This window comes from Bartonella sp. MF74HXZ (assembly GCF_042194445.1).
Taxonomy (GTDB): Bacteria; Pseudomonadota; Alphaproteobacteria; order Rhizobiales; family Rhizobiaceae; genus Bartonella; species Bartonella grahamii.
Map to the genome: position 1 here is coordinate 1 of NZ_JBHIMW010000008.1, position 14987 is coordinate 14987.

Here is a 14987-nt window from a genome sequence, read left to right on the forward strand (position 1 = left end):
AGCAGAAACCGCTCTCGTTACTCGTCGTATATAGTACTCTTTCAAATAAAGAGTCAATATCATTTTTTACTTTTTTTTTAAAATAAAATAGCGCAAACATCTGGTTGTATTTCAATACATTACACTAAAATAAAAAGCATATAAAAGTTCCTTGCTAGATAACAGCGGCTTTCAGATTATAATACCCCTCCCCTCACAACGATTGCAACTTTTCTTACATATCACAATGATGTCATGTAAAAGGCTAAAGATAGAGTACATATTCTATAATCACCATTGCATAAACCTCTTACACGCTTTATGCTTTGCCATGAGAGCAAAAGGAAGATGTCAATGTCATCTAAACTGACGCGTAACCAAACATTGGTTTTAAACACTTTAAAAAATGCAAAAGGGCCTTTAAGTGCTTATGCGATTCTCAATCACTTACGCGAAGAAGGCTTTCGTGCACCTCTCCAAGTTTATCGTGCGTTAGAAAAACTCGTACAGTTAAAGTGTATTCATCGTCTTGAAAGTGTAAATGCCTTTATGGTCTGTTTACACCCTGAAAACTGTCAACATGAACTTACAACGTTTATAATTTGCGAAAACTGTGGTACAGTCAACGAAATACAAAATCAAACGATTGTATCGAGTTTAAAACAGATGGTTCAAGCTGTTGACTTCCAAGCCCACAAAAGCACCCTAGAAGTACGAGGTCTTTGTAAAAAATGCGTAACAGAATAAGACCTTGAACTTGCAAGTTCATATTTTTAGCATTATGTTTCAAAAATTATCTTATTGTTTGAAAAGCTCTTATCGTCCTTGCATGTATATCACCCTAATCTATAGTGATAGGTTTATTATACTCAGTGGAACATAAATATTGAAAGTATAAAATCATGTCCGTAGCTGAGACAATTTTTTCGACCAAAAATTTCAATAAAACGCAACAAAAGAAAGCAATTAAGGCTCTTCTTATTATCTTTGCACTTTTTGTTCTTTGGTTTAGCTATAAGTGGGTAACGCAATGGCGTTATATACTCACAACAGATGACGCCTATGTGCAAGGAGATATAGCAGCTATTGCGACTAAATTAAATGGATATATTGAAAAAATTGCCATTAAAGCCAACCAAGTTGTAAAAAAGGACGATGTTTTATTTTACCTAGACAATGGTGATTATCAAATAGCCTTGGATCAAACAGAAGCGCATCTTAACACACAGAAAAAAACACTTCTACGCATTGATGCGCAAATTACAGCAGCTCGTAGTGCTTTAGATGATGCGCAAGCACAAAAAGCCGCTGCTTCAGCCATAGCAACCAATGCACAACTCAGCTTAAAACGTGTAACAGAACTGAAAAAAAATCGTTATGCTCCTCAATCCAATGTTGATGATGCCAAATCAGCTTATGAACAAGCCATTGCAAATGTTAACAGAGCGGATGCACAAATAGCTGCAGCACGTGCAAATATCCGAGTGCTAGAAGCGCAACGAAGTGAAACGGAAAGCCAAACAAAGAGTTTAGAGCTCACGCGTGAAAAAGCACAACGTGATCTTGATTCGACCATTATACGAGCCCCATTTGATGGAGTTGTAGGAAATTTAACAGCAAAAACAGGAGATTTTGTTGTAAATGGCCAACGTCTTGCGGCGTTAGTCCCCATACATGCACTTTATATTGAAGCAAACTATAAAGAAACACAGTTGCAAAATATTCACCCAGGACAAAAGGCTTATATTGCTATTGATGCCTTCAAAAAGGAGTTTTTTACAGGAAAAGTGCTTTCTATTTCGCCCGCAACAGGCGCTGTTTTTTCTCTTTTGCCTCCACAAAATGCTACTGGTAACTTTACAAAGATTGTCCAGCGCATTCCCGTACGTATTTCTATTCCAGAAGAAGTCTTAAAAAACGGACATATCCGAGCAGGAATGAGTGTTTCAGTGAAAGTTGATACACGTACAAAGCCACAAGATAAAAGTCTCTTATAACAAAAAAGTAGAAGATCTTACGATGACATCTTCCATACCAGAGCCCATACAGTCTCAAGAACGCATCGGATTGCACAAAATTGTAGTTTTTATTGCTATGTCTTTTGGCATGTTTATGGCAATCTTAGATATCCAAATCGTTTCCTCTTCTTTAGCTGAAATTCAAGCGGGGCTTGCAGCAAGCTCTGAAGAAATTTCATGGGTTCAAACCTCCTACCTTATCGCTGAAGTCATCATGTTGCCGCTTTCTGGATTTTTAGGACGATTGCTTTCAACACGTGTTTTCTTTACCTTATCAGCTATCGGTTTTACGATTACTTCTGTTCTTTGTGCAACGGCAACATCTATTGGAGAGATGATTGTGTATCGCGCGCTACAAGGTTTTATTGGTGGTGGAATTATCCCTAGTGTTTTTGTTGCCTCCTATGTCCTTTTTCCTCCTTCCAAACGTCCTATTGTCACCCCTATTGTCGGACTGGTCGCAACATTAGCCCCTACCATTGGTCCAACCGTGGGAGGCTATATTTGTCATCTCTCATCATGGCATTGGCTCTTTCTCATCAATGTACCCTTCGGGATTATCATCTCAATTCTCGCTTGGAAATTAATTGATTTTGATAAAGCTGATCCCTCTTTAATGAAGAAATTTGATTGGTTAGGCCTCATTTCTATGGCTACTTTCTTGGGAACTTTAGAGTATATTCTAGAAGAAGGAGCTCGTCATGATTGGCTGAGTGATAGGCTGATTCGAGATTTTTTCATTATCATGATTCTTGCTGCAGCCTTATTCTTCTGGCGTGCTTTTACAGCAAAAGAACCCATTGTAGATCTCTCTACTTTTTCTAATTTTAATTTTTCAGCTGCATCCATTTTTTCCTTTGCACTGGGAATAGGTCTTTATGGACTCACATATCTCTATCCTGTCTATTTAAGCCAAATCCGCCATTATGATGCCCTCATGATTGGAGAAACATTGTTTCTTTCAGGATTCGCCATGTTATTAACTGCTCCGCTTGCTGGATTTCTTTCAGCACGAATCGATGCACGTTTAATGATGGCAATAGGACTTTTGGGTTTTGCAATAGGCACTTGGATGGCGAGCTCTATCACAGATAACTGGGATTTTTGGCAGCTCTTTTGGCCGCAAATTTTCCGTGGTGCTTCTGTGATGTTATGTATGGTTCCTGTTAATAATATTGCCTTGGGAACACTCCCGCCAGAACGAATGCAAAATGCTTCTGGACTCTTTAATCTCACACGGAATCTAGGTGGTGCTGTAGGGCTTGCCATTATCAGCACTCTCATGACAAAACGCACAGACTTCCATTATGAACGAATAGCCGAAACGCTTAACCACGCAAACAGACAAGCAACTGAAATGCTTTCAAAGCTTACTTTATTTTTCAAAACAGAAACCTTTGATTCGTATACTCTTGCTCTTTCTCAATTGTTTGGTATGGTACGCATACAAGCAACGATTATGGCTTTTAGTGATATTTTCTTTATCATAACCATTATCTTTGGTACTTTGACTTTTATGACCATTTTTCTTAAAAAAATACCACCTCTCATGGATTCACCACCAAGTCACTAAACTTAATTAAAATTGAGAAATATTTTTCATCCTTATGACTTTAGAGCTTCCTATGCACTTTATCTCTTCTCAAGAGACAGTATAAATTAACTTGTGATTCTAAATGATTCTTCTGATGAAAATTCTTTTCAATGCGAGCTCTTTACGCATTTTAAAATAACTTCTTGCATACAAAAATTATCTTAGATGATAATAAACAAAGAGCTTATCTAAAGTGCTCCACACCATAAAGATAAAGCAGCTATTTCTATAAGATTTCTGATTTATGACCGTAGAGAAAAAAACGTTAAAACAATATTTGCGCCTGTCATTAAATCTCTCATCTATCTCCCCCTTTTTACGCTATTATCCTCATAAAAACTATTCTGTAAGATTCTTTGTCCTTCACTCTTTTGATGCTTACAAGAATATGCATAAAAGATTTATGATTCTTGTGATTTTTATTCACGCATCTATTTCCCTTATAATGTGTAGGATAACGTTTTTTTGATTCTGAATGCAAAATTTTACATGAGAAAATCATTTTGTATTTGATACTTTCATGCCAATTGCAAAACGATTAACCTTTATAGCAAAAAAGTAATGATCTATTTTTTTTCAAAAAAGCTGCCTTTGAACATGTAATTTTATTTTTTACACTCTTTTAAAAAAGCTGATACTTACAATTTTGATTCTACTGCTGCATATTTTTCTTTCTTAAGCCCCTTCTTTTTCAACAAGCGCTAAAATTGTATAAAATTTCTCAAAGTGTCTCTCTATTGAACCAATAAAAATTATTCGCTTGTACATAAAAAGCAAAGAGATAAAAACTGTTTAAGAAAAAAGTAAAATATCCAACCGTTTTGATGCAAGATTTACCAACGATATTGAAAACTGTATGATGATACCGGCTTTAAAAGAATACAAGATCACTCAAAAATCCGGTTCCTTTAATATTATAAAATAGGACGCTATTCCAAAAAAATGAGCTTTAAATATATTCCTACTCACTTAACTGAAATTATCAAAAATAAGAAATCAACCCCATAAAGAAAAAGTCATATAGTAAAATCGCAATACAACTCCCCAAAAACTTTGTACCGCTAAATACTTTGGCACTCGTCAAAACAGTATGCTCTCCTCAATGCCAGCTGTTGAAAAACAAAATAAACACGATCCTCAAGCCACTTTATGATGCTGAAAACGATTTGAAACTTCTCGTTCTCCACTAGGAACTAAAGTGCCATAACAGCCAGAAAGATAATGTGGTATCAGTTCCAACGCTTGAAAGCGATGCTTTTCATAAGGACCAGGCATTGCCAAATTTTCTGTTAAACTATTTGAAAAGCCAAAACGTTGATAAAATTCACAATCCCCTACCAGCAAAATGGCGCCATATCCTAATTTTTTTGCTGTTTCAATTGCATGGCGGACTAAAATTGATCCTATTCCCAGACCAGCACATTCAGATGCAACAGCCAAGGGGCCCAAAAGTAAAGCATGTTGTGTTTTATTTTTTCCTTTAGAAAAAGAAACATGCCAAAGACGGACACTTCCCACAAGCTCTCCAAGCGCATTTTTAACCACAAAAGAAAGTCCTTGAGCAGCTAACCGACCACGACGTAAAGCCTCTGATGATTTACGTTTACGTCCATACCCCATCGTTGAATCAAGCAAAATTTCTCGATAAGGCTTATCTGCTTCTTGCTCCAATAAAAGTGTAAAACATGCCCCATCTTTTGTTTGAAAATTCATCATGTTCATCTCAATGACCGCCCTCTTATAGCGCCATGACGAGCATAGCAAAAAGTCTAAAAAACCTATAGTTAAAAGGAAACCTCAGATCACATATGATCGTAAAGGCTCAAAACCATTAAAAGCAACCGATGCGTAAGTTGTTGTGTAAGCACCGGTTCCATGAATCAATATTTCATCTCCTATCGTTAGGGATAGAGGAAGCGGATAAGGTGTTTTTTCATAGAGAACATCTGCCGAATCGCATGTTGGTCCAGCCAAAATACAAGGCTCCATAACCTTATCATCATGAGGTGTCTCAATAGGATAACGAATGGCTTCATCCATAGTCTCAGCAAGACCATTAAATTTTCCAATATCAAGATAAACCCATCGTACATTATCATTATCAGCTTTTTTGGATATCAGAACCACTTCTGTACGAATAACACCAGCATTGCCAACCATCGCACGCCCAGGCTCAATAATCGTCTCAGGAATACGATTACCAAAATGCTTTTTCAATGAATCAAAAACTGCTGTACCATAAGCTTGTTCTGTAGGGACATCTTTCAAATAACGCGTTGGAAAACCGCCCCCCATATTCACCAACCTCAGCGAAATGCCTTCTTGTTCCAAACGCTTAAAAACTGTAGCAGCATCCGATAAAGCACGATCCCACGCACTCAGATCAACCTGCTGAGACCCAACATGAAAAGAAACACCATAGGCTTGTAAACCTAATTGGTGTGCCCGTCTTAGAACATCAACCGCCATAGCAGGGACACAACCGAATTTGCGTGACAATGGCCACTCTGCACCTTTTCCATCAGTCAGAACACGGCAAAAAACACGTGCTCCTGGAGCAACCCGCGCAATTTTTTCCACTTCTTCAACACAATCAACTGCATAAAGTGAAACACCCAATGCATATGCTCGTGCAATATCGCGTTCTTTTTTAATCGTATTCCCAAAAGAAATACGCTCTGACGTTGCTCCTGCTTTTAAAGCCATTTCAATTTCTGCAACAGAAGCCGCATCAAAAGAAGATCCTAAAGAACTCAGCAAACGCAAGATTTCAGGTGCTGGATTTGCCTTTATTGCGTAAAAAATACGCGACTGCGGCAGAGCTTTTTCAAAATTTAAATAGTTGTCACGAACAACATCAAGGTCAACAATTAAGCATGGACCTTCAGAACGATGTGTTGCAAGAAAATCGCGAATACGTTGCGTTGCCATCTGCAATTCTCCTTGAGGGAAAGCTCCCCCACTCTATGCTTGGACAGCCAAAGCTACCAAAAGCTAAAGGACAAAAAACACACAACAACTATCCCCATTCTGATTACAAAAAACCAGAAATTAGCATTGTATGCAGCGAAAGAACAGCGCGAAGCCGCGTCATTCTATTTTATCTGCCTTTTTGATTGGAGTTGAGAAAACCACTTCCGCACTGAAGGCAATGAGGTGTGCCTCTATAGTTATCCCAGTATTTAAAACTGGAAGACACCAGAAAGGCCCGCACCGTCGTTGCTTCAAGATGTCCTCATTCTTGCAATTGGCTGTAAGAATGACTGGAGCGGTTAGTTCCAGGTACCGTACCGGTTAATCTCACCATTTGAGAACCAGCGGACACCCACAGGCACGTGCGACTTTGGGCAATGCATCCTATAAAACGAATTCTTGCTCATTTCAATCATTTTTTTAATTTTAAACATTTTTTAATTCTTAAAGATAAAATGATGCGAAAAAACAACACTCTCCCCACCAGACAAAGCTATCCATCCGCTTTCATGAGATCACACCCCTTACATTATCCGTGCAACATAAATCGCTGTCTTGCTTTTAAAGCCCCTCGTTTCTTTGCCCCATTCTATCTCCTAATATCCGCAGCAGAAAATAACGCAAAATAAATTACTCAACACATTAATTTATAATGATAATTTATTATTTTTCCCTTAAACAAAAATCTCATCATAAAATTCTCTTATTTCACCCCTCTTACAATGAATCAATTAAGATCATTCTTGTGCGCATCACAAATAAAAAACAACTGAAAAAAGGGGACCTCTTATATATCCTCTCAAATGCAAAGATGACTAACATTGAAAACTGGGAATAGTAACGACTGAAGCACTATCATCTTTAAAGATAACGATGTCCTTCCTCCAACAAATACCATTATCTTTCTTATTTACATCCTAAAAAAACATCCCTGTTTCCACATTCATTTCACAGCATCGCTTAAGCAAAATATCATGCAAATTCCCCGTATAATATAACCTGTGTAGTATAGATTAACTACATCTCACCCTCTTTATGCTTATGAAATTACAAACCTGTACCCCCATTCTATCTGCCAACTTCCAATATTGCAAAAACTCCTACATTGAAATGTTTCATAACACCTTATCTAAAATGATTTTTGTCCACACGTTTCCCCATTTGTAACGTACAAGTGAATGGGTTTTACATGATTCGTTCTCATCTAATCTGAAAGCAATAAAGTTCATAATATTGAACTCTTTTATTCAAAATAAAAATAAATTATCATTATAAATCAATTTATTATATTAAATCCTGGAATCATAAACTCCTATTATCATTTTATTTTTTCCACCTAGTATCTTCTTTTTCATCTCCTCTTATTAATCACATCTTATTCATACGCTTTTCTCTTAAGCTATAATTCTCCCTCCCCTGCACTGTTGGTGAAGAGAGTTTCTATTTTAAAATGAAAAGTATTTAAATACTCAATCCTATAAAATGTAAGGAGAGCAAACGATCTATAATGATTATTTATAAATCAAATAATTTAACATAGACAAAAAGACCGAATAATATCCGGTCTTATAAAATATTTTCTACCAATATCAAAAAAACTCTTCTCTCTTAAATTTAAGAGAAAAACGCTAAAATTTACAGCCCTACACTGCGCTATCCTTATGTCCCTTGATGAGAATCAATTGCACGCAACTTCAACAATTGAAACTGCCTATGGCGCTCACGAAAGCGCTCTCTATCGGCTTCACTACGCGTGTTATAACAAGCATCACAGGAAACACCTTCCTCATAATGAGGCGATAATTTGCTTTCAGCATTGATAGGGGAACGACACGCGCGACATAATTCGCGTCCACATTCTTCAAGACCATGTTGAACAGAAACACGCTCATCAAAAACAAAACACTCACCCCACCATAAACTTTCCTCTTTTGGAATTTTTTCTAAATATTTTAGAATACCTCCTTTTAAATGGTACACCTGATCATAACCAAGCTCACGAACATAAGCTGTTGATTTTTCACACCGAATACCGCCTGTACAAAACATAGCAATTTTCTTTTTCTTCTTTAAATCAGCTTCATGTTGACGCACCCATTCAGGAAATTCGCGAAATGTTTTAATCTGTGGATCAATCGCTCCTTGAAAACTTCCAATCGCATATTCATAATCATTACGCGTATCGATCAAAATTGTCTCTTCATCTTGAATAAGGGCATTCCAATCTTCAGGATCCACATAAGTACCAACAACTTTTAGCGGATCAACACCTTCAACCCCCATTGTCACAATCTCTTTTTTCAACCGCACTTTCATGCGATGAAAAGGCATTTTAGATGCCCATGAATATTTAATCTCCGGCCTTTGAAACGCTGGCTCAGCGGTAATAAAATCCACCAATGCCTCAATCGCAGCACAAGAACCAGCAACCGTTCCATTAATTCCCTCTTGTGCTAAAAGCAAAGTGCCTTTGATATCCTTTGCTTGACATAAATCCTGCAAAGGTTTTTGTAATTGATGATAATGCTTCAAATCTGCAAAGCAATAAAGTGCAGCAACTTTAAAATTCTTTTCCATGTGTTTTGCCATAACGCGCGTTTCATTCAATTTCAAGATTTATTCATGTACTCTTTAACATATTGTGCTTAATCAAACGATACAAATAATATCATCTCCAAGAAGAAAAAATATCATGTGCCAAAAAAGAGAAAAGCTTTTACTATATCTCCAAGGACAAACTGTTATACCTGTTTTGCTCATTGACAATCTACAAAGTGCTGTACCCTTAACACGCGCTCTTGTCAAAGGCGGATTAAAAACAATTGAGATCACCTTGCGAACACCAAATGCCCTCAAAGCAATTCAGAAAATTACACAAGAAGTCCCTGAAGCAATTGTTGGAGCCGGAACAATTCTCAACACAACACATTACGAAAAAGCCGAACAAGCGGGAGCCAAGTTTATTGTAAGCCCCGGATTATCAAATGAATTAATCAATTGTGCAAAAAATAGTGAAATTCCCCTTCTTCCCGCTGCAATGACCCCAAGTGAACTCATGCAAGCATTAAACAAAGGCTATTCATATCTCAAATTTTTCCCAGCTGAAGCCGCTGGAGGTATTGCCTTCATCGAAGCTTTAGCATCTCCCTTCTCTGATATCCGGTTTTGCCCAACAGGCGGTATTACACAAAAAAGTGCAACACAATGGCTCCAACTACCTAACGTCTTCTGCGTTGGCGGTTCTTGGATAGCGCCCCAACAACTCATTGCAATAAATGATTGGGATTCGATTACTGCATTAGCATATACTGCATCGCAACTTCCCTCTCCCTCGAAAAAAGCTCTTTCTACAATATAATGTAAAATGCAAGAACATCAGCCCCTTCAACAAAACCAAAGCTTTCACACATCCTTGCGCAATCTTTAACATTGTCATAAAACCACAAATCATTACCCGATCTTCATCGAGATGAATTTAGGAGAGTGCTATTGTTTCAAAGCCGCTTGTTTCAAAAAAGCATCCACTCTCCATAACAGTCGTAGTACGCCCCATATGCTCAGAAAGCTCACGCGTGGTCATACAATAAAATTTCAACTGTTATGCATACGCTCCAATGAGTAGATCTTGTTGCAAAGAGGAAAAAAGATCTTTTGCATAAATTAACTCATTCTGCTCACGCATTATTTAAAGTAAGGACAACTTCTGAAAATTTTTCATAAGTATCAGGATCCCGAATAAAGCTTGCAAAAGGAAAAAAAACCGTACCGGTTTGAAAGAAGATAAAGCATCAACTTCCCCACTCATTATCCCACAAAAGCGCGCTCTACAACATAAGTAGCAGGAGCATTATTGGCCCCTTCAACAAGACCAAAACTTTCACACATCCTTGCACAATCTTTTAACATTGCCATGGAACCACAAATCATCACCCGATCTTCATCAGGATGAATTTTAGGAAGGCCAGTTGTTTCAAAAAAGTCCCCACTTTCCATAACAGTCGTAATACGGCCCATATGCTCAGAAGGTTCACGAGTAGTCATAGGATAAAATCTCAACTGTTGTGCATACTCTCCAATGAGTGGATCTTGTTGCAAAGAGGAAACAAGATCTTTTGCATAAACTAACTCACTCTGCTCACGCGTTGTTTGAATAAGGACAACTTCTGAAAATTTTTCATAAGTTTCAGGATCACGAATAAGGCTTGCAAAAGGAGCAACCCCCGTCCCAGTTGAAAGAAGATAAAGACGTTTTCCAGGAATAAGAGCATCAAGAACCAGTGTTCCTGTAGATTTTTTACGCATGAGAACTGTATCACCAATTTTAATTTTTTGGAGATGCTCGGTTAAAGGTCCCCCTGGAACTTTTATCGAAAAAAACTCAAGCTGTTCATCCCAAAAAGGACTTGCAATCGAATAAGCGCGATAAATCGGCTTTTCTGCATTTGGTAAACCGATCATAACAAACTCACCCGAACGAAAACGAAAACTATCCGGACGATTCAAACGGAATTTAAATAACCGATCTGTATAGTGACAAACCTCTTGGACAGTAAGGGCGAACACATTCTCAGGAATCGGAAAATCTGCAACGCTGCTGATGTTTGACGGAACATTGGTAGCAGACGTATTCATACTCTTCCCCATATCTTTATTGAACGTTAAATTTCGAATCTTTGACGTGATATAGTACTTGCATAACCATCTGCCAACAATTTTCTTAAAACAAAAATCTCAAGATTAACACTTTATTAAACGAATGAGGAAAATACGAATACAAATCACATTCAAAGAAAAACAAAAACATTGAGTATTAAACAATCACGGTACTCTTTTCCCCTTTAACACATAATGCATATTTCCATTGTAACGCTATAACACTCTCTCGCTTAACAAAACTTATGACCTAAAACCTTCAAATAAGAGAGATAAAATTTTTGTTGATTGAACGATAACCACACGAATCTCCAACAAGATTTCCGGCATTACATCTATTGTTTTCGTTACTGACCTTTTTACACTGCGCTTTCCATAAATATCCATAAATAAATGAGTCTAAAGCGCTCTATAAGCAACAAAATTGATTTCACTAAAAACCAATCAAACAATAGAAAGTAAGTATTGGATACCCAATCCATCTTGAAAACCAACAACATCCAAATCAACGGGCTTTCTAAATCAACAGTTTTTAATGTATCAGAAAGTGTTTACACACTGTTTTCCATTTAACAAAAATAACTTTAAGTGCATGAGACGACATCCAAAATTGCACAGATAAGTGATCTTTCCCCCATGATAGAAAACTTGTAATGCATTGATTTAGAGTAATTAATTTAATCATTTTACCTTCTCTGAATAAGCAGCCCATGCAATGTTTAATCAAAACAATCGCACCAGCAACAACAGCCTAATCTTGCACTCTTCAAAATGATACAATACAATAAACTATGTTTTATTTTTTTATATGCCTCAACTAAGGAAAATAAGTAAAAAAACAAAAGTCTATGTTTTACAAATTATTAGAAGATACCGTGTTGCTAACAACACAAAGAAAACTAAAATATCTCTTATATCCAGAGTACCATTTTACATAAAAAAACGACTTTAATGGTACATAATTCAGTATAAGCTCCTTATGATTTTGACCATAGAAAATAGTGTCTTTCCCTATATCGTAAAGAACCTCAATGAAATAACCAAAAAACTCCGTATTTCACGAACACAGATAAGCTCTTAAAATGAAAAAATCCATTAATGATGAAATCAATACATCACTCTATGTAGCTGTAGCAACCATCGATGTCAGTGCCATTGTTGCCAATTATATCACTTTAGCCAAACGTGTAGCTCCAACACAATGTTCAGCAGTTGTAAAGGCAAACGCCTATGGATTAGGAGCTCACAAAATTGCTCCTGCCCTTTATCAAGCTGGTTGTCGCACTTTCTTTGTCGCCCAAATCATAGAAGCACTCCAATTAAAAAGCATTTTACCATCAAATGTCACGATTGCCCTTCTAAATGGACTTCCACACTTAGCAGAAGAGTTTGTCGCACAATCTGGTATTGTTCCTGTTCTAAACTCTTGGAATGCCATTGAAAATTGGCAAAAAATTTGTCAAAAAAAAGATAAAAAATTTCCAGCAATTGTTCAAATCGATACCCATATGAACCGATTAGGACTGGATAAAAAAGAATTACAAAAACTCATCAAACACCCTACAATTTTCGAAAAAGCAGAAATAAAATATATTCTCAGTCATCTTTCTAACGGAGAAGATGATACCCACCCATCCAATTATGCCCAATTGGCTACTTTCAAAACTGTCCTTGCGCAATTACCTGCTTGCAAAGTTTCCTTTGCCAATTCTGGAGGTATCTTTCTAGGATCAGATTTTTATTTTGATCTTGTTCGTCCAGGCATTGCACTTTACGGAGTTGATCCGCGGGGGAAACACCCATCACCTCTGAAACCTGTTTTAAAACTTGAAGCCCAAGTCATTCAAAACCGCGTTGTTGATATAGGTACACCTGTTGGTTATGGAGAAAGCTTTATAACCAACAGACCAAGCACTCTTGCAACCATTTCTATAGGCTACGCAGACGGCTGGCTCCGTGCTCTTTCGAATAAAGGAACGGTTTATTTCAACGGGTACAAACTTCCCATGGTTGGGCGGGTTTCTATGGATTCCATTATTGTAGATACGACCGATCTTGATCAAAAACCTCAAACAGGTGACTGGGTAGAACTCATTGGCCCCCATCAAACACTTGAAAAAGTATCTATAGATGCCGATACCCTTCCCAATGAAATTCTAACATCTCTTGGCTCCCGCTATAAATACATTTACACATAAAAACTCTTTAAAGAAATAAATTGATAAAAATCATCATGTTAGAAAATTGAGGGGTTTTTTACGAAAGATTTTACAACAATCAATCATATAGAATGATCATAGACACCGCACATTCACAGAAATCTCAAAATAGACAAATTGATGAACTGTTTTATGGAAGTAGCTTTCACCCAAAATATAAAAGCTTAGCCTTTTCCCTATAAATTGACAAAAAAGAATCTACTGCAAAGTTTTTAAAATTAATTGCCCAATTAAACCAAAATATTAATTCTCTAGATATCAAACAAAACATCCAGTCTTGTAAGTTTCTCTTATTTTCAGCTTTGTTCATATTAAAGCAATCAAAATCATTCGCTTGCATACCACAAACTGGACTATGTGTAGATAAAAATGATTTAAGAAAAGAATACCTCCTATGAACCATCTCAAGTGCCAATGGCTATAACATTAAGCGGCTGAAAAAGTGTATGATAGTGCCAACTTCTTCCTTCATAGAGCGTAAAGATTGGGGGGCTCTCAATAGATTTATCATTGCACCATTCACGAGCGACGTCGCGAAATGGGATTGGGAGCGAAATGTCTCTTTAAAACAAACACGTGAATTAACAACCAAAGTATATTCTTTTTGGAGTGTTCTGTTTTACATGAGGGGGTCCCCATTAAAGAACACAATAAATAAAAGCATGGGACAATATGTAATCCCCATTATAAAAAAACATTGCTTTAGATGCTTCTGAAAGCCGTAAAGCTGAAAGGGAGATGACAAACTGAGGATTGAGTTTCACCTTTACGGCTTTATATTTCTCTGAAATTAGATTGTCTTTCAGTTTCAAAAATTACGTCAACAGAAATACGCAATCCCCTCACCATCATCTGCATACAAAAGCTTGAACTACTCATAAAGCTCTTTTTTGTCTCAATCTCTGACTTAAAATATGTCGCTGCGTTAAGTTTGGATGTGGATTTACAGGCAACAGCTAAAACACACGGGCTCTTAGGAAAACAACACCGTAAAGTCACAAACTCACTTACAATGGATTGGAAAGATGTGCCGGCTTTTTATAAGACACCCTTAAAAAAAAACAACCATAATACATTTGGTTTTGCATTTACTCATTCTGACAGGTGTTCTTGCATATTTTTGCGTCATATTTATAAAAAGCAGATTAAAGAGAAATATTTAGACAATTCTTGACTTAAGAAGATGCAACAACAGAGTTTCGCGGGGCTTTATCATCAAAAGCACTAAATTTGATTTTATTCTTTCTGCAACCGGTCGTAGTCACCTTAGTGAGAGTCGTATGTCACAACACATGCAACAGACTGGACCCTATCCCCTGTAGGTTTCACTCTCGTTTACGTGAATTAGCTGGCTAGACCGATGCGCCTAGTCACTAAAACCATGTCATACGGTAGAAGGCAAAGGAGAGCATGCCTATTACCCACAAAACACAGTTTTTTTGTCGACTTTTCCGATTTTTCTCATGTTATAAAAAACTATGCAAAATTCTAGAAAATAGACAAATAACTCCATAACAACATGATCAATAAGTAAAAAACCCACACAAAATG

At 37.0% G+C, this 14987-nt stretch carries 9 protein-coding genes and 1 pseudogene; 5 read left to right on the forward strand and 5 right to left on the reverse strand.

What is annotated here, in order from left to right; all coding sequences use genetic code 11:
- The first annotated feature begins 333 nt into the window (after window positions 1–333).
- From ACFIJ8_RS07355 to ACFIJ8_RS07365, 3 genes are all read left to right on the forward strand, one after another.
- On the forward strand, window positions 334–726 hold the full coding sequence (locus ACFIJ8_RS07355; protein ID WP_273788586.1) for a Fur family transcriptional regulator: 393 nt from the start codon (window positions 334–336) through the stop codon (window positions 724–726).
- A gap of 155 nt (window positions 727–881) precedes the next feature.
- Window positions 882–1976 carry an HlyD family secretion protein gene (locus ACFIJ8_RS07360; protein WP_273788587.1) on the forward strand — a complete coding sequence of 365 codons (1095 nt, stop codon included), beginning with the start codon at window positions 882–884 and terminating at the stop codon, window positions 1974–1976.
- A 22-nt stretch (window positions 1977–1998) separates the two neighbouring features.
- Entirely contained in the window at window positions 1999–3570 is a 1572-nt protein-coding gene (locus ACFIJ8_RS07365) for a DHA2 family efflux MFS transporter permease subunit (RefSeq protein ID WP_273788588.1), read from the forward strand.
- A gap of 1158 nt (window positions 3571–4728) precedes the next feature.
- On the opposite strand, the gene ACFIJ8_RS07370 is transcribed toward ACFIJ8_RS07365, so the two are convergent.
- From ACFIJ8_RS07370 to ACFIJ8_RS07380, 3 genes are all read right to left on the reverse strand, one after another.
- The gene (locus ACFIJ8_RS07370; protein ID WP_273788589.1) at window positions 4729–5313 is read right to left on the reverse strand and encodes a GNAT family N-acetyltransferase; all 585 of its coding nucleotides are present in this window, start codon (window positions 5311–5313) and stop codon (window positions 4729–4731) included.
- 75 nt (window positions 5314–5388) lie between these two features.
- On the reverse strand, window positions 5389–6522 hold the full coding sequence (locus ACFIJ8_RS07375; RefSeq protein ID WP_273788590.1) for a type III PLP-dependent enzyme: 1134 nt from the start codon (window positions 6520–6522) through the stop codon (window positions 5389–5391).
- 1701 nt (window positions 6523–8223) lie between these two features.
- A complete protein-coding gene (locus tag ACFIJ8_RS07380) occupies window positions 8224–9141 on the reverse strand; it encodes a rhodanese-related sulfurtransferase (RefSeq protein WP_375639289.1) in 918 nt (305 codons plus the stop codon).
- A 115-nt stretch (window positions 9142–9256) separates the two neighbouring features.
- On the opposite strand from ACFIJ8_RS07380, the gene eda reads away from it, so the two are divergent.
- On the forward strand, window positions 9257–9922 hold the full coding sequence (eda, locus tag ACFIJ8_RS07385; RefSeq protein WP_273788591.1) for a bifunctional 4-hydroxy-2-oxoglutarate aldolase/2-dehydro-3-deoxy-phosphogluconate aldolase: 666 nt from the start codon (window positions 9257–9259) through the stop codon (window positions 9920–9922).
- On the opposite strand, the pseudogene ACFIJ8_RS07390 reads toward eda, so the two are convergent.
- Both ACFIJ8_RS07390 and ACFIJ8_RS07395 read right to left on the reverse strand, forming a co-directional pair.
- Window positions 9901–10334 (reverse strand): annotated as a pseudogene (locus tag ACFIJ8_RS07390) (ferredoxin--NADP reductase); the annotation flags it as partial. The gene eda and the pseudogene ACFIJ8_RS07390 overlap by 22 nt on opposite strands.
- Window positions 10335–10368: 34 nt before the next feature.
- The gene (locus ACFIJ8_RS07395; RefSeq protein WP_273788592.1) at window positions 10369–11196 is read right to left on the reverse strand and encodes a ferredoxin--NADP reductase; all 828 of its coding nucleotides are present in this window, start codon (window positions 11194–11196) and stop codon (window positions 10369–10371) included.
- A 1103-nt stretch (window positions 11197–12299) separates the two neighbouring features.
- Between ACFIJ8_RS07395 and alr the strand changes: the two genes are divergently transcribed.
- Window positions 12300–13415: an alanine racemase gene (alr, locus tag ACFIJ8_RS07400; RefSeq protein WP_375639290.1), complete on the forward strand. Its 1116-nt coding sequence runs from the start codon at window positions 12300–12302 to the stop codon at window positions 13413–13415.
- Window positions 13416–14987: the final 1572 nt, after the last annotated feature.

Bases quoted from the DNA above. Each gene is read 5' to 3' on its own strand.
- ACFIJ8_RS07355 (WP_273788586.1), top strand. From the start codon at position 334: ATGTCATCTAAACTGACGCGTAACCAAACATTGGTTTTAAACACTTTA.
- ACFIJ8_RS07360 (WP_273788587.1), top strand. From the start codon at position 882: ATGTCCGTAGCTGAGACAATTTTTTCGACCAAAAATTTCAATAAAACG.
- ACFIJ8_RS07365 (WP_273788588.1), top strand. From the start codon at position 1,999: ATGACATCTTCCATACCAGAGCCCATACAGTCTCAAGAACGCATCGGA.
- ACFIJ8_RS07370 (WP_273788589.1), bottom strand. From the start codon at position 5,313: ATGAACATGATGAATTTTCAAACAAAAGATGGGGCATGTTTTACACTT.
- ACFIJ8_RS07375 (WP_273788590.1), bottom strand. From the start codon at position 6,522: ATGGCAACGCAACGTATTCGCGATTTTCTTGCAACACATCGTTCTGAA.
- ACFIJ8_RS07380 (WP_375639289.1), bottom strand. From the start codon at position 9,141: ATGGAAAAGAATTTTAAAGTTGCTGCACTTTATTGCTTTGCAGATTTG.
- eda (WP_273788591.1), top strand. From the start codon at position 9,257: ATGTGCCAAAAAAGAGAAAAGCTTTTACTATATCTCCAAGGACAAACT.
- ACFIJ8_RS07395 (WP_273788592.1), bottom strand. From the start codon at position 11,196: ATGAATACGTCTGCTACCAATGTTCCGTCAAACATCAGCAGCGTTGCA.
- alr (WP_375639290.1), top strand. From the start codon at position 12,300: ATGAAAAAATCCATTAATGATGAAATCAATACATCACTCTATGTAGCT.